This is a genomic window from Micromonospora sp. WMMD714 (genome assembly GCF_029581315.1).
In the GTDB taxonomy this organism is placed as follows: Bacteria; Actinomycetota; Actinomycetes; order Mycobacteriales; family Micromonosporaceae; genus Micromonospora; species Micromonospora rifamycinica.
The window spans coordinates 1,351,516-1,372,902 of the sequence record NZ_CP120744.1; the positions used below are offsets into that span (position 1 = coordinate 1,351,516).

Annotated in this window: 20 protein-coding genes, 2 tRNA genes and 1 pseudogene; 9 read left to right on the plus strand and 14 right to left on the minus strand. The window is 71.2% G+C overall.

What is annotated here, in order from left to right; all coding sequences use genetic code 11:
* Positions 1-65 precede the first annotated feature (65 nt).
* From O7625_RS06140 to O7625_RS06160, 5 genes are all read right to left on the minus strand, one after another.
* Positions 66-1,234 (minus strand): IS3 family transposase gene (locus O7625_RS06140; protein ID WP_282341783.1). Its coding sequence is split into 2 segments (ribosomal slippage): positions 66-947 and positions 950-1,234, totalling 1,167 coding nucleotides; the frame shifts between segments, so codons are not numbered across the junction.
* 214 nt (positions 1,235-1,448) lie between these two features.
* The gene (locus O7625_RS06145; protein WP_282344983.1) at positions 1,449-1,859 is read right to left on the minus strand and encodes a type II toxin-antitoxin system VapC family toxin; all 411 of its coding nucleotides are present in this window, start codon (positions 1,857-1,859) and stop codon (positions 1,449-1,451) included.
* The gene (locus O7625_RS06150) at positions 1,856-2,134 is read right to left on the minus strand and encodes a type II toxin-antitoxin system prevent-host-death family antitoxin (RefSeq protein WP_218105002.1); all 279 of its coding nucleotides are present in this window, start codon (positions 2,132-2,134) and stop codon (positions 1,856-1,858) included. Before O7625_RS06150 ends, O7625_RS06145 begins: the two co-directional genes overlap by 4 nt.
* A 54-nt stretch (positions 2,135-2,188) precedes the next feature.
* Entirely contained in the window at positions 2,189-2,461 is a 273-nt protein-coding gene (locus O7625_RS06155) for a GntR family transcriptional regulator (RefSeq protein ID WP_282344984.1), read from the minus strand.
* Between the two features lie 9 nt (positions 2,462-2,470).
* Positions 2,471-2,692, minus strand: coding sequence for a winged helix-turn-helix domain-containing protein (locus O7625_RS06160; RefSeq protein ID WP_282344985.1), 222 nt, complete (start codon positions 2,690-2,692; stop codon positions 2,471-2,473).
* A 709-nt stretch (positions 2,693-3,401) separates the two neighbouring features.
* On the opposite strand from O7625_RS06160, the gene O7625_RS06165 reads away from it, so the two are divergent.
* Positions 3,402-3,740 (plus strand): hypothetical protein, encoded by a 339-nt coding sequence (locus O7625_RS06165; protein WP_282344986.1) that lies wholly within the window; start codon positions 3,402-3,404, stop codon positions 3,738-3,740.
* A 5-nt stretch (positions 3,741-3,745) separates the two neighbouring features.
* Here the strand turns inward: O7625_RS06165 and O7625_RS06170 are convergent, their stop codons facing one another.
* The gene (locus O7625_RS06170) at positions 3,746-4,126 is read right to left on the minus strand and encodes a nuclear transport factor 2 family protein (protein WP_282344987.1); all 381 of its coding nucleotides are present in this window, start codon (positions 4,124-4,126) and stop codon (positions 3,746-3,748) included.
* Positions 4,127-4,261: 135 nt separating this feature from the next.
* Between O7625_RS06170 and O7625_RS06175 the strand changes: the two genes are divergently transcribed.
* On the plus strand, positions 4,262-4,795 hold the full coding sequence (locus O7625_RS06175; RefSeq protein WP_282344988.1) for a YbhB/YbcL family Raf kinase inhibitor-like protein: 534 nt from the start codon (positions 4,262-4,264) through the stop codon (positions 4,793-4,795).
* A 51-nt stretch (positions 4,796-4,846) separates the two neighbouring features.
* Here the strand turns inward: O7625_RS06175 and O7625_RS06180 are convergent, their stop codons facing one another.
* Complete coding sequence (locus O7625_RS06180; RefSeq protein ID WP_067304159.1) at positions 4,847-5,557, minus strand: methyltransferase domain-containing protein; 711 nt, start codon at positions 5,555-5,557, stop codon at positions 4,847-4,849.
* Between the two features lie 210 nt (positions 5,558-5,767).
* On the opposite strand from O7625_RS06180, the gene O7625_RS06185 reads away from it, so the two are divergent.
* A complete protein-coding gene (locus O7625_RS06185) occupies positions 5,768-7,663 on the plus strand; it encodes a hypothetical protein (RefSeq protein WP_282344989.1) in 1,896 nt (631 codons plus the stop codon).
* A gap of 12 nt (positions 7,664-7,675) precedes the next feature.
* Here O7625_RS06185 and O7625_RS06190 read toward each other — a convergent pair whose 3' ends face one another.
* On the minus strand, positions 7,676-8,398 hold the full coding sequence (locus O7625_RS06190) for a ferric iron reductase (protein ID WP_067304194.1): 723 nt from the start codon (positions 8,396-8,398) through the stop codon (positions 7,676-7,678).
* 439 nt (positions 8,399-8,837) lie between these two features.
* Here O7625_RS06190 and O7625_RS06195 point away from each other — a divergent pair, with 439 nt between their 5' ends.
* Positions 8,838-10,340, plus strand: a complete 1,503-nt coding sequence (locus tag O7625_RS06195) for a peptide deformylase (protein WP_282344990.1) — start codon at positions 8,838-8,840, stop codon at positions 10,338-10,340.
* Positions 10,341-10,479: 139 nt separating this feature from the next.
* On the opposite strand, the gene O7625_RS06200 is transcribed toward O7625_RS06195, so the two are convergent.
* A complete protein-coding gene (locus tag O7625_RS06200; RefSeq protein WP_282344991.1) occupies positions 10,480-11,598 on the minus strand; it encodes a globin domain-containing protein in 1,119 nt (372 codons plus the stop codon).
* 144 nt (positions 11,599-11,742) lie between these two features.
* Here O7625_RS06200 and O7625_RS06205 point away from each other — a divergent pair, with 144 nt between their 5' ends.
* Positions 11,743-12,516: a CPBP family intramembrane glutamic endopeptidase gene (locus O7625_RS06205; protein WP_282344992.1), complete on the plus strand. Its 774-nt coding sequence runs from the start codon at positions 11,743-11,745 to the stop codon at positions 12,514-12,516.
* Here O7625_RS06205 and O7625_RS06210 read toward each other — a convergent pair.
* Positions 12,477-13,082, minus strand: a complete 606-nt coding sequence (locus O7625_RS06210) for a hypothetical protein (protein WP_282344993.1) — start codon at positions 13,080-13,082, stop codon at positions 12,477-12,479. The genes O7625_RS06205 and O7625_RS06210 overlap by 40 nt on opposite strands.
* Positions 13,083-14,320: 1,238 nt before the next feature.
* On the opposite strand from O7625_RS06210, the gene O7625_RS06215 reads away from it, so the two are divergent.
* Positions 14,321-14,411 (plus strand) — tRNA-Ser (locus O7625_RS06215).
* 35 nt (positions 14,412-14,446) lie between these two features.
* A tRNA-Arg gene (locus tag O7625_RS06220) sits at positions 14,447-14,519 on the plus strand.
* A 342-nt stretch (positions 14,520-14,861) separates the two neighbouring features.
* Here the strand turns inward: O7625_RS06220 and O7625_RS06225 are convergent.
* Complete coding sequence (locus tag O7625_RS06225) at positions 14,862-15,254, minus strand: VOC family protein (RefSeq protein ID WP_282344994.1); 393 nt, start codon at positions 15,252-15,254, stop codon at positions 14,862-14,864.
* A 390-nt stretch (positions 15,255-15,644) separates the two neighbouring features.
* Here O7625_RS06225 and O7625_RS06230 point away from each other — a divergent pair.
* Positions 15,645-15,776 (plus strand): annotated as a pseudogene (locus tag O7625_RS06230) (site-specific DNA-methyltransferase); the annotation flags it as partial.
* A 403-nt stretch (positions 15,777-16,179) separates the two neighbouring features.
* Positions 16,180-16,743, plus strand: coding sequence for an RICIN domain-containing protein (locus tag O7625_RS06235; protein ID WP_282344995.1), 564 nt, complete (start codon positions 16,180-16,182; stop codon positions 16,741-16,743).
* A 355-nt stretch (positions 16,744-17,098) separates the two neighbouring features.
* On the opposite strand, the gene O7625_RS06240 is transcribed toward O7625_RS06235, so the two are convergent.
* From O7625_RS06240 to O7625_RS06250, 3 genes are all read right to left on the minus strand, one after another.
* A complete protein-coding gene (locus O7625_RS06240; RefSeq protein ID WP_282346820.1) occupies positions 17,099-18,220 on the minus strand; it encodes a sporulation protein in 1,122 nt (373 codons plus the stop codon).
* Positions 18,221-18,425: 205 nt separating this feature from the next.
* Complete coding sequence (locus tag O7625_RS06245; protein ID WP_282344996.1) at positions 18,426-18,638, minus strand: hypothetical protein; 213 nt, start codon at positions 18,636-18,638, stop codon at positions 18,426-18,428.
* A 237-nt stretch (positions 18,639-18,875) separates the two neighbouring features.
* The gene (locus O7625_RS06250; RefSeq protein WP_282344997.1) at positions 18,876-21,386 is read right to left on the minus strand and encodes an ABC transporter permease; all 2,511 of its coding nucleotides are present in this window, start codon (positions 21,384-21,386) and stop codon (positions 18,876-18,878) included.
* Position 21,387: the final 1 nt, after the last annotated feature.

Genomic DNA, 21,387 nt, shown 5'->3' on the forward strand with positions numbered 1-21,387 from the left:
CACGTGACACGCAAGCGGCACGAGCAGTCCCTAGGGTCTGCTGCACCGATAGGTGACAGTTTCAGTCACGCGGCCTGACTGGCCGGTGGGGTCATAATGGTCTCGTACTCGATAGGGGTCAAGCGGGACAGGGATCGTTGGCGTCGACGGCGGTGGTAAGTCCGTTCGATCCAGGTCACGATCGCGGTCCTCAGCTGCTGCCGGGTCGTCCAGGTTCGGCGGTCGAGGACGTTGTTCTGCAGCAGGCCGAAGAAGGATTCCATGGCGGCGTTGTCGCCGGCGGCGCCGACTCTGCCCATCGACCCGATCATGTGGTGTTGGTTGAGGGCGTGGACGAATTTCCGGCTTCGAAACTGCGACCCGCGGTCGGTGTGCAGCACGCAGCCGGCCACGTCACCCCGGCGGGCTACGGCGTTGTCCAGGGCGTTGACGGCCAGCCTCGACGTCATCCGTGAGTCGATGGAGTAGCCGACGATCCGCCTCGACCACACGTCCTTGATCGCACACAGGTAGAGCTTGCCGTCGGCGGTGCGGTGTTCGGTGATGTCGGCCAGCCACAACCGGTTCGGACCGTCGGCGGTGAAGTCCCGGCAGACCAGGTCGTCGTGCACCGCCGGCCCGACCTTGCGACCCTTGCCGCGCCGCTTGCGCTTGCCGAACGCGCTCCACCAGCCGTTGTCCGAGCAGATCCGCCACCCGGTGCGATCAGCCATCGCCTGCCCGGCTGCGCGGGCCTCGTCGACCAGGAACCGGTAGCCGAACTCCGGATCGTCGCGGTGGGCGTCCACCAAAGCGTTCGCCCGGTGAGCCGCAGCCAGTTCGGCGTCGCCGATGGGCTGGGCGAGCCACCGGTAGTAGGGCTGACGAGCGATGTTCAGTACCCGGCACGTCACCGCGACGGGGATACCGTCGGCGGCCAGCTCGCTCACGAGCGGGTAGAGCCTTTTCCCGGCAGGTTCGCCTGCGACAGGTACGCCGCGGCCCGCCGCAGGACCTCGTTCTCCTGTTCGAGGAGCTTGATCCGCTTGCGGGCCTCGCGTAGCTCGGCTGACTCGCCACCGGTCGTGCCGGGCTTCGCGCCAGCGTCGATGTCGGCTTGGCGCAGCCACTTGAACAACGTCATCGGGTGGACCCCGAAGTCCTTCGCGATCTGCTCGACGGTCACGCCCGGATCACGGTCACGGGCCACCCGCACGACATCATCGCGGAACTCTCGGGGGTAAGGCTTGGGCACAGCGACATCCTTCCAGCCCGCCCGCAGGGCAAGCCATCTCAGATGTCACCCATCGGTGCAGCAGACCCCGTCGATCAAGGTGGCGTTGGTGAGTCGAATTCCCCACGGCCGCCACTCGAATCGGGTATCCCGACGGAGGGGCACGAGGTCACGCAGATGCAGGCCGTGGCCGACGCGGTGCCCGGGACTTCGTACCGGGACAGGGCGTCGGGTGTCAGTTCTGGCCAGGACTTGCTGTGGGCAGTCCCGCCTCCTTGGCACATTGGAGCAGTCGCCGGTCGTAGGTGACGAAGGCGGTGAGTGCCGCGCCGGACTCGTTGGTGAGCACGTGGGCGGTAGCCAGGTGGATGGCGTCGAGGCTGCGGAGCATCGGCTCGGTGAACGTGGCCGCGGTCGCCCGGATCGTGCTGTCGATCTCCAGCCGGAACAGTCGTCCGACCGCAGCCGGCACTCCGATCAACGCCTGCGGAGCCGACCGGCGCAGTGCTCTGGGGACTTCCACCTCGACGAGGGCGGAGGAGACCAGCGGGACGTCGTTGTGCGTGTTGAGCCAGGAGACGAGGTCGGCGCTGCACTCCTCCTGTCGAACCAGCTTGACGACGGCGGCGGAGTCGAGATAGATCACCAGCGTTCCTCATCACGCATCGCTGCGAGCGAGGCGGCCACGTCCACGTTCTCGTCACCGAGCTTCGGTGGAAGCGGCACCGAACCACCGCCGGTGGGGGCCACGGCTCGCCCTGCGGCTACCAACTTGGCCAACACCGACCTGTCGTCACCTACCGGTACAAGTCGGGCGATCGGGTGGCCGCGATCAGTGATCTCCACGGTTTCGCCACCACTCACCCGGGCCAACACCTGGCTCGTGTTCTGGTTCAGCTCCCGGACACCGATGCGCTCCATGCACCCGAGTGTAGAACCAGATGTTCTACCGTTCCAGCTTCTGGCCTCATCTGACTACCCGCGCCGACCAGCGGAATCAGCCGGGCTACGCCTCCCCACGCCGCTCGGTGACGTATGTGCCGCGCTGGGCATGGTCATGACCATCCCGCGCTCCCGTAGCAGGGCGATCGCCGCGCGGACAGTTCCGCGAGCCACCCCGTACTCCTGCTGTAGCCGCAGCTCGCTCGGGAGCGGCTTGAGCGGCTGCAACTCTCCCGACTCGATGCGCTTGGCGATCAGGTCGGCGAGCTGCACGTAGAGGGGTGTCGGCGAGAACTGGTCGACCATCACCCCAACCTAGTGGCCCTCGGCCACGTACACCCCGGCACCGGCCCGGCCGACCGTGAGTCCTCGGTCCCGGGTGAGTTCCAGGGCGCGCTGGATGGTGGACACGCTGACGGAGTACAGGTCGGCCAACTCCCGCAGGGACGGCAGCTTGGAGCCCGGCGGGTACTCCCCGGAGCGGATGCGGGCGCTGAGGTCGTCGGCGATCTGGCGTGAGGACATGGGGATGGGCATGGCGGATCTCCGGATGGTCCGGTACCTGGTTGGCCTGGCCAGTAGATCACGACACGCCGGTCACCCCGGCCTCTCCTTGCTTAGTGGTCATATAGTGACCTAGGTTGTTGAGGCGGGTATTCCTCCCTGGTTGGCACCTGGCCGTGATGCCCCTGCCGGGCTGGGGTGGACCCTGCGCCACCTCAGCCCGGCATCCCGTCTTCGCAGTACGACCGGCTGGAGGCATCTCCGTGAACGAACGCCCGCACAGCGACCCGCTGCCGGCTGCCTGTCCGGTCCCAGGTGGCGACCCCCGACCTCAGACGGGGACCACATCCCCCCGCCCGCTCATGCTGCGCACCTTGATCAAGCGTGCCCTGCGCCGGTTGGCTGGCCGTCCGGGAGCCTCACCGCCGTTGGATCGCACCGGCCCGTCCACCGCGTATCCGAATCAGACCGACGCGTGGGCTCGGGTCCGGAGTGCGCCGCCGCAGCCCTACCCGCGAGCTGCCCACGCTGACTGCCCCTGCCGGCTGGCGGCTGTCCACCGGGGCGCGGTGGATGCGCGCAGCGGAGTGCCACTCCTGGTCCAGTCGGCGTGGGACTGCCTGGACCACCACCGCCACAGCCGGTGCGGTAGGTGCACCGAGGGCGGCTTCTGCCCTCTGGTCGAGGCCGCCCGTGCCCGGATCAGGGCGTGGCGCAGGCTGCGGCAGGTCCGGGGCCATCGATGAACGCGCCACTGCCGAAGGCCGGCGACCTGGTGTACGTCACCCGCGCCGCCAGCGTGCAGTTCGTCAAACCGATCTGGTGCCGGGTCATCCGGGTGCTCGACTGGATCACCTACGACGGGTGGTGCTGGCTCGACGTCTACCAACTGGACCCCAGAGGCGACGCCGTCGCTCGTCGGTCGATCTTCGTGCAGCCGGCCAAACTACAGAGCCAGCAACCGGCACCCAGGCCCCCCACCCAGCACGACCAGCGGCCATCCCCGGCTGCGCGTCGCCGCCCCGACAGCGTCCTGACCGGTGACAGCCACCCTGCGTCGTCCAGCAAGCAGCCCAGATAGCTCGGTCAGGGGGCGGGGCTGAGGTGGGCGGCGAGGATGCGCCAGCCGTACCCCTCGTCGTAGGTCCAGGTCCGGGTGTAGCGCAGCCGTGCCGCGAACGGCTCGCCCGCGAAGGTGCCGCTGACCCGCCCCCGGAAGAACGTCACCCCGGTCGTGCCGGCGACCAGCAGCTCCAGCTCCTCCTCCACCAGCTCGTCGAGCACCGAGCTGCCGCTGCGGTGGGCGGCCAGGTCGTCGGACTTGCCGGAGGTGCGCCCGTCCGGCCCCACGGCGAGCAGACGGTCGTCGAGCAGGGCGTCGAGCGCGGCCACGTCGCCGGCCCGCTGGGCGGCCTGGAGACGGCGCTCCGCCTCCAGCAGTTCCGCCTCACGTTCGGTGTCCTGCATTCTGCCCTCCCGGTCGTCCGCCGCGTCCCCTCATTCTGGCGGCCCGACGGTGCGCGGTGCTTCCGGTTCGATCGTCCGGCCCGGCGGGGTAAGAAAGGGCAGAGGAAATCGCGCACACCGGAAGGAACCTTCCCGATGACCCTGGAACGACCGATCGCCCCGGACCCGTACGAGCTGCTGCCGACCGTCCCGTCGTTCGACCTGGCCAGTGCCGACGTGCGCAACGGCGAGCCGATGGACGCCCGGTACGCGCACGGCAGCACCGGTGGCGAGAACGTCTCCCCGCAGCTGACCTGGTCGGGTTTCCCGGCCGGGACGAAGAGCTTCGTGGTGACCTGCTTCGACCCGGACGCCCCGACCGGCAGCGGCTTCTGGCACTGGGTGCTGGTCGACGTGCCCGCCTCGACGACCAGCCTGCCGACCGGAGTGCGGGAGGCCGACCTGGGCGGGGCGTTCAGCGTCCGCAACGACTACGGCGACACCGGTTACGGGGGTGCGGCCCCGCCGCCGGGTGACCGCCCGCACCGGTACGTCTTCGCCGTGCACGCGGTCGACGTCGACACGCTCGGTGTCGGGCCGGACGCCAGCCCCGCGTACGTCGGCTTCAACCTGGCGTTCCACACCCTGGCGCGGGCGGTCATCCGGCCGACGTACCAGATCAAGGAGTGACCGGTGTCCCGCCGGTCCCGCGCTCGCGGGGCCGGCGGGCGCGGGGCACGGTCAGCCAGGCACCCGGGCGACGGCGAAGACGGACTGGCCGAACGGCGGCCGGACGAGCTGCTCGGCGGCCTTGGTGGCGGGCAGTACGAGGGTGTCGTAGACCTTGACCATCGGGCCCTCCTTCGGCATCAGCCGGAAGACCTTGGTGGCCATGAAGTAGCCGATCAGGCCGAGGGCGTTGGCGTAGTGCATCGTCTCGACGCGCAGCCCGGCCGCGGTCATCGCGTCGCCGAGGGTCTTCTTGGTGTAGCGGCGCACGTGGCCGGTGGCGATGTCGGCGGGGCCCATCGCGAACTGGAACGCCGGCACGATGATGATCACCGCGCCGCCGGGCCGGACCAGGTCGCGCATGCTGCGCAGCGCGCCCACGTGGTCCTCGATGTGCTCCAGCACGTTGTACGAGACGGCCGCGCTGTAGTCGCCGCCGCCCGGGTGCGGCAGCAGCATCTCGCGGACCTCGATGGTCGGCTCGTCGACCAGCCGCTCCTTGAGCAGGACGAGCCGGTCCGGGTCGGCCTCGGTGGCGGTGAACCGGGGGACGTGCCGCGCCCATTCCAGGGCGTAGTCACCCAGGCCGCTGCCGATCTCGATCGGGTCGTCACCGAGGTGGGGCACCGCCAGCTCGACGAACCACCGACGGTGGTTGACCGCGGTGGCCAGACCCTCCAGCACCTCTGCCTGGACGCGCTGATCCCCAAGGATTTCTACCATGCGTCGATTCCTCACGATATATGACTGACCCGCGCCTGGACCGACAGAGTGAATCATCCGCAAGAGGGGCGGAGGAAACGGGGCACCGTGGGGGCTGGAATGTGGTCGGGGGAGGGCACGCGATCGGCGGTCGGCGAACCCGGCACATAGTACGGCAGTACCCGAAACATGTCACGTGCCCGCCATAGGGCAACTACGCTCTGAATTGTCATGACTACTCCTGAATCGGACCCCGGGGCCGACCGGTCCGGCGTCGCCGACGCGGGGTCGGGGCCGGCCCGGCGGACCGTCCGGCGGAGCTGGCGACGGGTGCTCCCGGCCGGACCGTCACCACCGGCGGGCCGACCGGTGCAGGCCGGGTCCACCACCCGGTGGCGGGCCGACGCGCTCGCCGTCGGCAGCTATCTCCTGCTGGCGCTCTGGGTGACCGCCCGGCTCTGGCGCGACCCCGGGGCGGGGGTGCGGGACAACCGATCGGATCAGGCGCAGTTCGAGTGGATGATGGCCCACGGCGCACGGGTGGTCACGGAATGGAGCTATCCGTTCGCTTCGGATCGGATGAACGTGCCCGACGGCGTCAACCTGATGGCGAATACCTCGGTATTATCCGTGTCAATACCGATGACTCCGGTCACCCTGCTCTTCGGGCCGCACTGGTCGTTTCTCCTTTTCCTCACCCTGGGAATGGCGGCCACCGGCACCGCCTGGTATTTCCTCCTGTCCCGGGTGGTCACCCCGTCCCGGGGGGCGGCCTGGCTCGGCGCGGCGTTCTGCGCGTACGCCCCGGCGATGGTGTCGCACGCCAACGCCCACCCGAACATCGTCTCCCAGTTCGTCGTGCCGCTCATCATCTGGCGCACCCTGCGGCTGGCCGAGCCGGGCCGGTGGCTGCGCAACGGGCTCCTGCTCGGCCTGCTGATCGTCTGGCAGGCGTTCCTCAACCTGGAGATCCTGCTGATGACCGCGATCGGGCTGGCCGTGGTGGTCGGCGCCCTCGTCATCGGCCGCCCGCGCCTGCGTTCGGCCACCCGGCCGTTCCTCGCCGGGCTCGGCGTGGCCGCGCTCCTCTCCGCCGTGCTGCTCGCCTACCCGCTCCACGTGCAGCTCTTCGGTCCGGGCTCCTACCACGGGCTGTCCCGGCTGATCCGGGGCTACCGCACCGACCTGGGCGCGTTCGTGGGCTGGTCCCGGGAGTCGCTGGCCGGCGACGCCCGGTCCGCCGATCCGCTGGCCCGCAATCCCACCGAGGAGAACGCCTTCTTCGGCTGGCCGCTGGTCGTCCTCACGGTCGCCCTGGTCTGGTGGCTGCGGCGCAGCGCCCTGGTGGTCGGCCTGGCCGTGCTCGGGCTGTTCTTCGCCGTCCTGTCGCTGGGCCGGGAGGTGCAGCTCAACGGGCGCAACACCGGGATACCCGCCCCCTGGGCGCTGCTGGAGGAGCTGCCCCTGCTGCACTCCGTGGTGCCCACCCGCTGGTCGCTGGCGGTCACGCCGATCCTCGGGGTGCTGCTGGCCCTCGGCGCGCAGCGGTCCTGGGACCTCGCCCGCCGGCACCCGGCCGCCCGGCGACAGATCCGCTTCGCCACGGTGACCGTGCTACTGATGGCCCTGCTGCCGCTGCTGCCGACCCCGCTGCCGACGACCCGCCTCGACCCGGTGCCGGAGTTCGTCACCGCCGGCGGCTGGCGTCCCTACGTCGCGGGGGGCCGCAGCGTGGTGACCCTGCCGCTGCCCGACAACACCTACGCCGACCCGCTGCGCTGGTCGTCCCGGACCCGGCTGGAGATGCCGCTGGCCCGGGGCTACTTCCTCGCCCCGGACACCCGGCCCTGGTCCCCCGAGCCCGACGCCGCCCTGTTCACCGCGCCCTATCGGCGGACCAGCAACTTCTTCGGCGGGATCGCGCGGACCGGAACCGTCCCGCCGGTCACCGCCGCCGACCGGCGGGCCGCCCGGACCGACCTGCGGTACTGGCGGGCCGGCGTGGTGATCCTCGGCCCGCACCGGTACGCCGACGCGCTGCGCCGGGCGATGACCGCGCTGACCGGTGTCACCCCCATCCGGACCGGTGGGGTGTGGCTCTGGGACGTCCGGCAGCTCGCCGACTGAGCCGGCGGAAGGTCAGGCCGAGCGGACGCAGCAGCCCTGGCAGATCTTGGGGCTGGGCAGGGTGAACGCCAGGCAGCAGGTGCGCCGCTGCACGGTCGGCTCGCCGGTGCGGCCGGGCACCAGCTCGACCAGGTCCGCCAGGTCGAGCGCGTCGAGCAGGGTGTCGACGGTGTGCACCGACGAGCCCGGCAGGACGTCCGCCGCCCGTAGGATGCCCTGCGCGATGCCGGAGGCCACCGAGCCGAGCAGGGTACGCGCGCCCACCCGCACCTCCGCCTGGAGCGCGGCGATCATCGGGGCGAGGTGGGCGTCGAGCAGGCTGGCCCGCAGGACGCGGAGCAGCTCCGCCTCGTCGGCGACCACCCGGACGCCGGGCTGGCAGGTGAGCGCGAGCGGGTCACCGGGCAGCACCGCGACGGCCGTCGAACGGCGCAGGCCCATGGTGAGCAGTTGCCGGTGGTCCTCGAAGTGGATCAGCACGTCGGCCGGGTCGAGCAACGGCACCCGACGGGCCGAGGCCCACCCGAGCACCACCGGCAGCGCCGTCCAGTAGCTGTAGGCCTTCCAGGCCAGCGCGGCGCAGGCGTGCGGGGTGCCACCCCAGCGGCGGGCGGCGGCGCGCAGGAAATCGGGCATCCGGGAGCCGTCGACCAGGGTGGTGGCGGGGCTCCAACCGCCCTCGTCCGCCACCACCAGGCCGGGCGCGAGGCCGGGCAACACGTCGGTGCCGAACATGGCGCGCAGGGTGGCGGTGACCGGAGCGAGCCGGCCGGCGAGGTCCTGGCCCGGGAGCACCGCTGTCACCTGGACCACCCTCCCGTCACTGGCTCGGGCCACCAGGGGTGGCAGCGGTTCGCGCGGCCACTCAGGGTACCGGAGGGATCACGCGTGAAGCTAAGGATAGCCTAACCATCCTCACGGCCGGGGGGAAGCCCTCTTCACCAGGTATCGGGGAGGCGGGCGTCACCTCCTGCTCGCCGGATCCGGGCCAGCCGGCTCCACCACCCCGACCGCCGCCCGACCACCGTTCGGGCGGCGGTCGGGCGGTATCCGGGCGCAGCTGCAAGAGAGAAACAGGAGGTGATGTCAAGGCATATGTCGGCAACGTGCCAGTTCGCTGTAAGCCGAGCGGGAAAACGTGAACACTTGTCATCCCGGCTGCGTGAGGAAGCTGATGACGACCTCCCCTCTGGAGCGGGCCACCGATGCGTTCGCGGCGGAACTCGCCCGGCACCGGACGGGGCGAGGGCTGACCAAGAAGCAGCTCGCCACCATGATGGGCTTCGACCCGTCGTACGTGAGCCATGTCGAAGGGCGGCGCCACCGCCCCACCGAGGACTTCGCCCGACGGGCCGAAGCCGTCCTCGACGCCGGCGGCGTCATCTGGCAACGGTTCCGCGAGTACGACCGGCTCCGCCAGACCCGGGCCGCCCCCGGACAACGCGAACCCACGCCCCCCGGCCGGTGGCTCCCGCCGGGCACCGGGCTCGTCGTCGAACGGGAGACCGCCAGCCTCACCCTGGTCGACGGGACGTACCGATGCGTGGTCCGCCGCCGGCTGCACAACGCCGGTACCGAACCGGTCACCCGTTACCTCGTCCGGGTCGCCGTCGACCGGTGGCCCGACGATCCGAGCCGCTCCAACCGGCACCACCGGGAACACCCGCTCACCTTCGCCGAGCTGCGCTTCCGGGCCGTCCATCACGACGGTGGCGCCCGCGAGCCGATGCACTGGCGGGTCCGCCACGACCGGGACGCGTACAAGGAGATCTGGCTGCTGTTCGAGAACGGCGACGGCCCGTTCCCGCTGCACCCGGGCGAACGCGCCGACGTGGAGTACGCCTACCGGGTCGGCCGGGTCAAGTGGGGCCCCTGGTTCCAACGTGCCGTCCGCCTGCCCACCCGGCACCTCGCCGTACGGCTGGACCTGCCGGCGGCCCTCGACCCCCGGGTGTGGGGGGTGGAGACCTCGCTCTCCGCCGACGAGGGACCGCTGCGCACCCCGGTACGTCGACACGACCGGGGCGACCGGGTGGTCTTCGACTGGTCCACCGAGGACCCACCGCTCAACACCCGCTTCCGCCTCCAGTGGCGGTTCCGTCAGGAGCCCGCCGAGACGACCGCGCCGGTGCCGACCCGCCCCGCCGAGCAGCTGCGGGCGCTCGGCGTGCTGGCCCCCGAGGCGATCCCGGCCGGCCAGCCGGCCCGCCCGTTCGACCTGCCCCGGGAGGCCACCGCCGCCCGTGAGGTGGTCGACCGGCTCACCGACCTGCTCACCCGGGCCGACGAACTGCACCCGTTCAGCGCCGGGATGGGCCTCGCCGCACCCCAACTCGGCCTGGACGCCGCCGTGGCCGTGGTCCGCCCCGCTGACCGGGACGCCCCGCCGGTCGTCCTGGTGAACCCCCGGGTGGTCGGCGAGAGCCCGGACACCGTCGAGCAGTACGAGGGCTGTCTCGCCACCGCCGACCACCGGGGCCTGGTGCCCCGACCGCTGCGCATCGACGTGGAACACGCCCGCTGGGACGGCGGCCAGATGATCACCTCGTTCGCGTACGGGATGGCCCGGCTGGTGGCCCACGAGATCGACCACCTCGAGGGTCGGTCCTGGACCGACCGGATGCCGCCCGGCGTGCCGCTGGTCCCCGTCGAGGAGTACCGCGAGAGCAACGCCTGACCCCGTCGCCGGTTCCACCGGTCGCCGGGCGCGCGTGGCCGGGGCGGGGCTGGGTGACGGCGACCGGTGCGGACGGGCGACCGGGTCGCGTGCCCCAGGGGGCGGGGGCACGCGACCCGGTCTCGGGGGGAGTAAAGCTCTACAGGTTGCCGAAGGTGTCGTACCGGATGTGCTGCGGCGGCACGTCGTCCCCGGCCAGCGCCCGCAGGGTCGCCCGGACCATCGCCGCGGAGCCGGAGACGTAGCAGTCGTGCGTCGTCCACGGGCCGTAGCGGGCGATCACCTCGGAGACGTCCCCCCGCTCACCACCGAAGTCCGGGTCCTCGCTGCACGACGGGGTCACCGACAGCCAGGGGTGCGCGGCGACCAGCTCCTCCAGCCCGGCCAGGCCGTACAGCTCGTCGGCGTGCCGGGCACCGTAGAAGACGTGCACCCAGCGGTCCCGGTTCCAGCCGGCCAGCTCCTCCACGATCGCCTTCACCGGCGCCAGGCCGACCCCGCCGGCCACACAGAGGATGTCCCGCCCGGAGTCGCGGTCCACCGTCATCGAACCCATCGGCGCGGCCACCCTGAGCAGGTCACCCGGCCTGGTCCGGCGGACCAGCGCGCCGGAGACCCAGCCCGCGCCGCCCGGCGTACGGACGTGGAACTCCAGCACGTTGTCGTCGTTCGGGGCGTTCGCCACCGAGTACGTCCGCCACACCCGGGGCAGGTGCCGGGGCACCTCGACACTGACGTACTGACCGGCCTTCCAGACCAGCGGGTGCTGGAGGGCGCGGACGGTCAACACGGCGGTGTCCGCGCCGAGCCGCTCGTGGGTGAGCACCTCCGCGTGCCAGAACGGCGGATTCCGGTCCGCCTCCGCGCCGGCCAGCATCGTCGCCGTGATCGCCGCGTACGCCTCCCGCCAGGCCTGGTCGTACTCCAGGCTCCAACCGGCCCCCGCCGTGCAGCGCAGGGCGTCCAGCAGCGCCACCCCCATCGTCGCGTAGTGCGCGGTGTCGACGTGGTACTTCCGGTGGTCCCGGCCCAGCGAGCGCAGGTACTCGTCGAAGCTCTCCGGATCGTCCATCACCTGGGTGGCGGTGACGATGGCGTCCAGGATCCGGTCGCCCTGGCCGGTCATCTCCGCCGGGAAGAGCCTGCGCAGCTCGGGGTCGAGCAGGAAGAGCCGGGCGTAGAAGCGACCGCTCAGCCGGTCCCGGTCCTCCTCGACCAGGGTCCAACTCTGCTTGAGCAACCGAGCGAAGTTGTCCACGGGGGGCGGTCCTCCTCCATACGGCGGATCGGGCACGCATAGAATGTCCACGGAGCGTGTCCACCGGTCGCACAGAATGTGCGACCGACTCATCTGACCCACCGGGCGGTGCCGGCGACCCGCGCCGTCGGGCAGAGTGGTGCGGTGACCGTTGAGCAGCCGCCCAGCCCGACGTCCCGGCGGGTCCTCGGCACCGAGACCCTGCTGGTGCTCGGACTGTCGCTCGGGCAGTCGGCCGTCTACGCCGTGGTGTCGCTGACCGCGAAGCTCACCGCCGACGGGCCGCTGTCCAAGCAGACCGCCTCGCTCAACACCTCGCAGTCCGCCCGGCCCTGGCTAGACCTGACGTACCAGCTGCTCGGCATCGCCTTCGCGCTGCTGCCGGTGCTGCTCGCCGTACACCTGCTGGCGCGGGATCCCGGCGACCCGGCGCGGACCCTCGGGGTGGACCTGCGACGGCCCGGCTCCGACCTGGCCCGGGGTGCCGGGTTGGCCGCGCTGATCGGCCTGCCCGGCCTGGCCCTGTTCTGGGCGGCGGCGCAGCTCGGCGTCAACGCCACCCTGGTGCCCGCAGGCCTGCCGGAGCTGTGGTGGGCGGTGCCGGTGCTGATCCTCGCCGCCGTGCAGAACGCCGTGCTGGAGGAGGTGATCGTGGTCGGCTACCTGGTCACCCGGCTGCGCCAGCTCCAGTGGCGGCTCGGCGCGGTCATCGCGGCCAGCGCGCTGCTGCGCGGCTCCTACCACCTCTACCAGGGCTTCGGCGCGTTCGTCGGCAACGCCGTGATGGGCGTGGTGTTCGGCCTGTTCTACCTGCGTACCCGGCGGGTGATGCCGCTGATCGTGGCGCACACCCTGCTCGACGTGGTCGCCTTCGTCGGCTACTCGTCGCTGCCCCGGGAGTGGTTCGACTGGCTCTGACCGCCGCCGTTCCCGCCCCGCCGGTAGCCGGTCACCGTCCGGGCCGCTAGCCGTTCGGCCGCCGCCGCGTCACCCGCCGCCGCGGCCAGCACCGCCGCCCCCGGCAACACCCGGGCCACCAGGCGCAGCGCGGCCCAGCCACCGGCCTGCGCGGCCAGCGGCGCCGCCAGCCGCCAGGCCGCCTCCACCGCGCGCGGCCACGGCCCCTCCCCCGGCCCGTCCGCCGCCCGCGCCGCGTCCAGCGCGGCACGCGCGCTGTCCGCGTCCGGGTGCACCTGGGTCAGCACCAGCACCTCCACCGCCCGGTCCGGGTGGGCCGGATCCCGGCCGTACGCCGCAGCCAGGTGCAGCACCAGCGCCGACTGTGTCCAGAGCACCACCGCCAGCTCGGCCAGCGGCGCGAACACCCCGGCCCCCGCCGCCGCACCCCCGCCCACCCCGGCCAGCCGCACGTACCGCCGGGTGGCGAGCCGGGCCAACCCGTCCGGATCGGCATCCGGGTACGCCGCGCGCAGCCCGTGCGCCCATTCCCGGGCGCGCGGCCCGATCCCCGCGACGGCGGCCATGGCCAGCAGTTCCGGCGCGAACCCCGGGTGGGCCAGCAGCCGGGTCCGCAGCGCCGCCAGCTCCCCTACCGTGGTACGCCCCGACTCCGCGCCGCCCGTACCGGTCGCACCGGTTACGCCGGTCGCTGCGGCCGTCGACGGTGCCCCGACGGGCTCGACGGGCTCGACCGCTGCGATGGGTTCGACCGCTTCGGCGGGTTCAACCGCTTCGGCGGGTTCGAGCGCTTCGGCGGCAGGTTCTGGAGCGGCAGGCGCGGCGGGTTCGGGGGAGTCGGCGTGGGCGGCTGGTCCGGGAGGGCCGACGGGCTCGGCAGGGGTGGCAGGCTTCGTGGGGGTGGCGGTTTCGGCGAGTGTGGTCGACGCGGCGGGAGTGGGTCTGCTCGGCGTCGCCGTCGGCGCGGTCGCGTCGCCCTGGACCGCTACCGACTGGGCGGTAGGTGCCGGCGGGACCGGTTTCGTCGGGGTCGCCCTCTTGCGTGGCGCAGCCTTACGGGCGGTCTGGCGGCTGTCGTCCGCCGGCGTCGCCTTTCGGGCTGTTCGCTTGCGGGGTGGCGTGGTGACGCCTTCCGAGGTGTTGCCGGTGCCGGGTTCGGTGGGCTCGGAGCTGGCCTGGCCGGACGGTGCCTGCCCGTCGGGCGCTGGGGCTGGGGCTGCGTTACCCGCATCCGCACTCGCCGCCCGGCTGCGGGTGGCCCGCCGAGGGGTCGACTTCCTGGGGTTCGCGCTGCCACCCTGCGGGGGCACACCGCCCGTCCCGGGCTGCGCCGGGGTGGTCGACGGGTCGTCCGCCACGGCGGTCGGCCCGGCCGCCGGCAGGCTGTCGCCGCCCGCGCCGCGCGGTCGGGTGACGGCCGGCGGACGGGCCTCGACCGGCTCCGCGACGGGCGGCTGGAACAGGACGGCCGGCGCCGCCTTCGCCGGGCGGGTCCGCCTCGGCCGGGCCTTCGCCTCGCCGTCCGCGGGTTGCTGCTGGCGCGGCGGGGTGAACGTCGTCTCCGGGGAGCGGCGACGCGTCCGGTCACCGGTGGGCTGGTCGCTCGGCGGCTGCTCCTGCATGCCGATGCAGCCTAGTCGCGAACGTGACCCCGCACACGGTGCGAGCGGCGCGTGGTCCAGGCCGGCACGGTCACGCCAGGTCGGGCTGGCACCCAGCGGTCCGCCCCCCACACCGACAGTCGCTTTGCCCCGGGTGGGGGCGGACCTGTATCCTCGTCCGCGGTGGTCCGCAGGGTCACCGGGGAGACTTCGCCTAGTCTGGTCTATGGCGCCGCACTGCTAATGCGGTTGGGGTTTTAAAGCCCCTCCCGGGTTCGAATCCCGGAGTCTCCGCGCAAAACCGGTTGTGTAGACTGGTCGAGCAGCAAGCGCCCGTAGCTCAATGGATAGAGCATCTGACTACGGATCAGAAGGTTAGGGGTTCGAGTCCCTTCGGGCGCACAAGATCATGAGGGGTCTGACCTGCCGAAATGGTGGTCAGACCCCCTTGCTTTTCCGTCCCTTGCGGTCGGTTGTGCTCGGTGGGTGCTCGTGCGACGAGCATCCCTCACGTCCGGCCCTGTCCGACGGGCTACTGCTAGGTCTAGGTCGTCCTGAGACAGAGCCGAATATGAGACCGAGCCCCAGATTTCGGTGCACCGGATCGCGTTCGCGGGTGGTAGCGGCCCGACCGCCACCTGGGAGGACGGCGGTGCGGGTTCACCGGGCGATGTCGACAGAGGCCATGGGACCGTGACGGAGTGACCGCCAGGTCGGCAGCGCGTTCGCCAGCGCCGCCAGGAGCTACCAGTTCGCGGCGTTGGTGAGGCAGAACGGGTGCCCGGCTGGCGAGATCAGGACGCGCCACGTCTCGCCCGGTTGGGGGTTCGCCAGTGTCGCGCCGAGGCCGAGGGCATGGTCCTCGGTCGCAGGGATGTCGTCGCAGGCGAGGTCGAGGTGAAACTGCTTGCGCCCGCCCTCGTCGGGCCACGTCGGCGGTTGGTGATCGGCGACGAGCCCGATCCCCAGCGCGGGTGCGCCCGACGGTCCCGTCAGCATTGCGTACTCCTCCTGCTGGTGGGCCACCTTCCAGCCGAGCAGGCCGGCCCAGAACGTCGCCTCGGCGGCGACGTCCCCGGCGTCCAGCGTGGTCATCTTCAAGGTGGCGGTCGGTGCGGTCACGGCAGTGTCGGTCATGTCACCGATCGTCCCTAGGCTGGCTGGGTGCCGACTAGCAAAAACGCGACGACCACGAGTGCCGGGATCCTGCGACCCGAGGAACTCGCGCGGTACGTCTCGAGCGAGCGGACCGATACGGCCCCGGTGCTCTCGCGATGGGTCGAGTACCACTGGACGCTGCGCTGGGATCTCTCACCCGGCACCACGTACACGAGCGCGGTCGTGCCACATCCTTCGTGCAACGTCACCGTCGAGCGGGGCGCCGCGCGCCGGCCCGAGGCTGCCGGCGAGGAGGTGCTCGTGACTGGTGTGGTAACCCGCCGTTTCGACTTCGACGTGCACGGTCGCGGTTGGGTGCACGGGGTCAAGCTCCGGCCGGGAGCGCTGACCTTAGCGTGGTCATCGCAGGCGGCCGGCGTGTCTGGCCCCGTACCGACCGGACGGTGCGTGGTCCTCTTCGCCCAACCATTGGTCTTCCAACTCCAACAGGTCCGCAAGGCCAGGACCACCGGCACGCCCATGCGCCTCATCGCGCACGACATGCAGCTCCCCATCAAGCAACCGATCTGCTGCTGCTCTGATTCATCTGGGCGTCGTCTGCCTGCCGCCCGGCCACGATGGCCACGCCGAGGAGGAGGTCAGCACCGCAATCACGGCTTAGCTCAGGTCGTAGTGGTCGCCGACAAGCCGAGCATCGGCGGGCCGATGAGGCCGTTCCAACTGGCCAACACCGCAAGACGGGCCACATCCCCGGTTTCAGAAGGTTGCGACCAGGCAGACATGCACATCTTCTGTCGGGAAACGGATCTGCCGATAAGCGGACACCGCTTCGACCGGACGGATCTATATTCTAGAGCGCTCTGCCAAAGAGAATTGCGAGCAACCGGATTGATCTGGGCCAGAACTGGTCGAGTTCATCAGACGACGGGGTTGAGGGGACAGAGTGGTCGAGACGTCGGTGACCTTGAGCCTGGGAGTCATAAAGATGACTCTCAGCCAGAAGGAGTGGGCATCGCTGAAGAGGAGGTTCAGGGCCGACGAGCTCTTTGGTGGCCCTTGCCTGTTGATCGACCGCCGCTGGGGCCTCGCGCTGGACGCCACAACGGAGCCACAGGAGAGAACCAGACCGGTCCTCTGGACGCCGCACGCTGCGCCGTGGCAGCAATGGAGAATTCGGAAGGTCGGCCGCGACGCCGTGAAGATCGTCAGCGAACATGGCGGTAAGGCACTCACGACCGACGGACATGCCGGCGACAGGAGTTGGGTGTGGCTCGAGACGGACCGCAATCTCGACAGCCAGCGGTGGCGCATGACACCTACGGACGACCGTGTTGCATTTCTGATAGAGGCAAATCGATCAGCCTACGCCCTTGACGCGAGGACCGACACTAAGGTCCCCGCCGTCGCCAAGGATGGCTCGATCGCCAATCCAACTCCTCCGATTCTCTGGTCGACCCACTGGGAGGCCTGGCAGCAGTGGTTGATCGTGCGGGTACCGCTGACATAAGGGCGGAAATTACTATGTAAGGTAGCGATTGCCGTTAAGGCCGCTCCTCGGCCGCAGTTGGCGAAATCGGTCAACCGCACCGCGTCGGCGAGCGCGGCGAGCCGACCGTGTTCGTTGGGAGGAACGGCAAGCTCTCGGATGGCGGTGTCGATCGGGCCGTAGATGGCCAACTGTGGAAGCGCGCCCTCGCCACAGCGTCGTGCGAAACAAGCAGCCGTCGCGCCACGGCTGCCGCTGTGCCCGCATCGGGCGTTACGAGCGGCGGCTTCACCCCTGACGGCCGAGGTTGCAGCACGCCCAGGTCGCCTGCCCAATAGGAAGCACTACCAAGGCCCATAGTGGACCGACGACGGGCTCAGCCCTCGTCGTCGCCGCCCTCGTCCTCGTCGTCGCCGAAGACCTCGTCGGCGACCATCCCGCCGGCGAACCCGAGCGCGGCGCCACCGACCACACCGGCGGCGACAGCGCCCATGCCGGGGCCGCTCCGCTCGTGGTGCTCCTCGTGATGGTCACCCGAGTGACCGTGCCCGACGTGCCCGTAGCCCGGAGCACCGTAGGCAGGCTGCCCGTAGCCCGGAGCACCGTAGGCAGGCTGCCCGTAGCCCGGAGCACCGTAGGCGGGCTGGCCGTAGCCCGGCGGAGGGGGAGGCGGTGGATATCCGGGCACGCCGTAACCCTGGGTGGGCACCGTGTAGCCATGCCCGGCGTGCAGGCCCTGACGGCCTTCGAGGGCCTGCCGGATCCAGCCGTCGACCTGCGCGGCCCAGTCACCGTGCTCGGCACTCCCGTGGGCGACGTGGTGCCGCCCGTACGAGTCGTGGCCACCGGTGAACAGGCCGCCGCGCTTGTCGAACTCCAACACCACGTCCACGCCGTGCTCGCTTGCCACGAAGGTCAACTCGACCTCGTTGACGGCGTGGGCGTACTGCGGGGCCGCGTAGTACTCGATCTCCTGGTAGAAAGGCAGCGTCTGGTGCAGCCCGGCGAGGTGACCGCGTTCGAGGTCGGCACCCTTGAACGGGAAACCGAGCCGACCGAACGCCTCCAGGATGCGCTCCTGCGCCGGCAGTGGGTGCACGTACACCGGGTCGAGGTCGCCCTTGTCGACCGCACCGCGCACGGCCACCTCGGTGCGCAGGCCCATCGTCATGCCGTGTAGGTGCTGCCCGTACAGGTCGGTCACCGGCGTCTCCCACGGCACCGCCACCTGGAACGGCAGGGACAGCTGCTGCCCCTCCCGCAGGTGCAGGCCACCGGCGACCCCCACCCGGTGGAACTCCACGAACGCGTCGTACTCCTCCTCGACGCCCTCCATCTCCACCCGGGTGACCAGGCCGACGGTGATGTGGTCGATGTCCACGTCGTGGCTGCCGCCGGTCAGGTTCACCTGCCCGTCGAGCAGCAACCCCGGACGGGTGTTCGGATTCGACAGGACCGTGTCGACGCTCGGGCCACCTACCCCGAACGCGCCCAGCATCTTCTTAAACACTCCGCGCGTCTCCCTTGACGACCATCAGCCGCGCGACGCCGTGATCTGAGGAAGACTCCACCGGAAAGCCTTGCGCCGCAACGAGATCAACGACATCCATGATGGAGGCCGTTGCGCCGGAAAATTACCAACGCCACCTGAGAGGTAGCTGAGCGCACTCGCACGATTACCGGCGAGTAGGAGGGTGGGCCGATCAGTTGCGGTACGCGCGATGCAGGAAGTACGACGCGGCTCCCACACCGCCGATCAGCAGTGCGGTACTGCCGACGTGACCCCACCAGTGGTCCAGCAGGCCCTCGGCCAGCGTGCCGGAGCGCAGCAGTTCCTCCATCGTGACGGCCGCCGCGAGGACGACCAGGGCAGCGGCGAGCCACCCCCGGCGGCCCGTCTTCCTGTCGCTCGTCATTGCTGAGATCGCCTCCCTGTCTCTCGTCTCGTGGGCGCACTGTTCGCGGTGGCGGCAGTGGTCGCACGCCAGAAGGATCGCGGGTCAACGATCCCGCCACCACGACGACCTGCGGTACCGCCGCACCCGCGGATCGGTGCCGGCCCCTTCCGGGGTACGTCGACGGGCGGGCCCGTCCTTCGTGCCCGCCCGCCGAGGGTGTTCCGCCGATCCGCGGAACCGGCTGTCGGTGGCCGGTTACTCCTTGATGCCGATACCGGCGACCGGCGGGACGCGGAGCAGTCGGGCGACCGGCAGGATCGTGGTGAACAGCGCCAGCAGCGTCGTGCCGCCGATGATGGACACCCATCCGAGCGGTGGTACGTAGGGCACCAGCTGGCCGGTGAGCGTGTGCACGATCGACACCAGGGTGACGGCGGCGATGGCTCCGCCGATGAGCAGCGATACGCCGAGCAGGCCGGTCTGCTCCGCGTGGACCATCCGCTTGACCTGCTTGCCGGTGACACCGACCAGGCGCAGTAGGGCCAGCTCGCGGCCCCGGGCGAGGGCGGCCATGACCATGGTGTTCGCCGCCGCGAGAGCCGCGTAGCCGACCATGATGCCGATCAGGAGCTTGTTGAGCCAGGCGCTCAGCGCGAGGTCGTCGGCGAGCTGACCGCTGACGTCGGCCGTGCTGGTCACCGAGCTGCCGGGGTACTGGCCGACGACCCCGCCCAGCGCGGCGGAGACGTCCTTACCGGGCTCGGTGCGTACCAGGATCCGCTCGTAGCCGGCGACGGCGGTGTGCCCGGCGACGACGTCCTTGGCGACGGTGACGTCGCCAAACGCGAAGCCCCGGTCGTAGATCGCCACGACGCGCAGGTCGGCGGGTGTGCCGTCGCCGAGCCGTACGGTGACCTGGTCGCCCACCCGCCAGCCGTTCGACCCGGCCTGCAGGGTCGACGCTGCCATGGCCGACCCGCGCAGGTCCGCCAGGCTCCCGCTGCGGACCTTGAGGTCCATGGTGAGGTCGACGCCCGCCGGGTCGATCGCCTGCGCGTCCGCGCCCTCGGCGGCTCCGTCCGGGATGATCGAGGTGTTCCGGACGCCGGTGGCCGCGAGCACGCCGGGAATGTCGCGAATCTGCGCCAGCATGGTGTCGGGCAGTCCGGTGGCGGACACCACGGTCTGCTGGGCCAGCATCCCACCACGGTTCTCGGCGACGATCTGCTTGTCCAGGTTGTCCTGGAGGAACCAGATCGAGCCACCGAAGCCGACGGACAGCACCAGTGCGGTCAGCACCGTGACCATACCCTGGGCGTTGGCGCGCAGATTCGCCGCCGCGAGGTAACCGCTGTCGCCCCACACCCGCCGCAGCACCGGGGCGAGCAGCCGGGCGGCCGCCCGGTTGATCCACGGCCCGAGCAGGGCGACCGCGAGGACGAGCAGGCACAGCAGACCCATCGCGGGCCCGAGGGCGGCGGTCCCCTTCGCCGCGCCGGTGAGGGCGATCAGGATGAAGCCGCCGGCCAGGGCGGCGAAACCGAAGATCAGGCGAAGGACGCCGTTACGGCCGGATTCCACGGCGATCTCACCGAGCGCCTCCGTCGGGCGGATCCGCACCGTCCGACGGGCCGCGATCAACGCGGCACCGACCGCCACCGTGACCGTCGCCACCGCCACGGCGACCGCCGCCCAGCCGCCACCGCGAACCGGGAAGGTGTCCGGGATGAACGCCCGGTCCACCAGCTCCTGGTGCAGCCATCGGCTGGCCAGCCAACCGACGGGCACCCCGATGACGACCGACAACAGGCTGAGCAGTCCCACCTCGGCGAGGACCAGGCGGGCGACCTGGCCGGGGGTGGCGGCGACGGCGCGCAGCAGGGCGAGGTCACGGCGGCGGTGCCGGACCGCGAGACCGATGGTGCCCGCCACCACGAACATGACCAGCAGCGCCACGTAGCCGCCGAACACGCTGCCCAGCTGGACCAGCATGAGGGAGGCCGCCTGGTCCGCGGACTGTTCCAACAGCCCCCGCTCGTCGCCGGCGTAGGCCTTGACGCCGGCCTCGGTGGCCAGCCGGCGCACGTCGGCCACCACGGCCTTGGCGGCACCGGGTTCGGCCAGGACGGCCACCGCGTCGACCTGGCCCAGCCGTGGGTGGATGACCACCGCGTGCGCGTCGGTGAAGAACACCGCGGGTGGTGCGTGCGGGTCGGGTCGGGGGCCCGCGTGGCGGACGAGACCGCTGACCCGGTACGTCCGTGCGCTGCCGTTCACCAGGATCGGCACCTCGTCGCCGGGAGCCACCGAGGCGGCCAGCCGTTCGTCCAGCGCGACCTCGGTGTCGCGGGTGGGCCGGGCACCCTTGGTCAACTGGTACGGGGTGACGGCGGCGCTGCTCCAGCCGTGGCCGGTGGCGGCGCCGCTCGGCAGGATCGCCGGCACCGTCCGGTCGGCGACGACGGTGGCCACCCCCGGCAGTTGCCGGATCCGGTCGACCATCGAGGCCGGGACGGTCCCGCCCTCGGGCAGCACGACGGTGTTCGTTTCCTTTTCACCCAGCGTGGTGGAGGTGAGCGTGATGTCGCGGTTGGCGACGACGACGTCGGCGGCCGCGTACCGTTGTGGGGCGGCGGTGAAGCGCAGGCCGGACTCCACGAGGACGCCCAGCGACATCAGGATCAGCACTCCGGCGGTCATCGCCAGGAGGGTGGCGACCGCGCTGCCCTTGCGGTGACGCAGCATCTGTCCGGCCAGCTTCAGCACG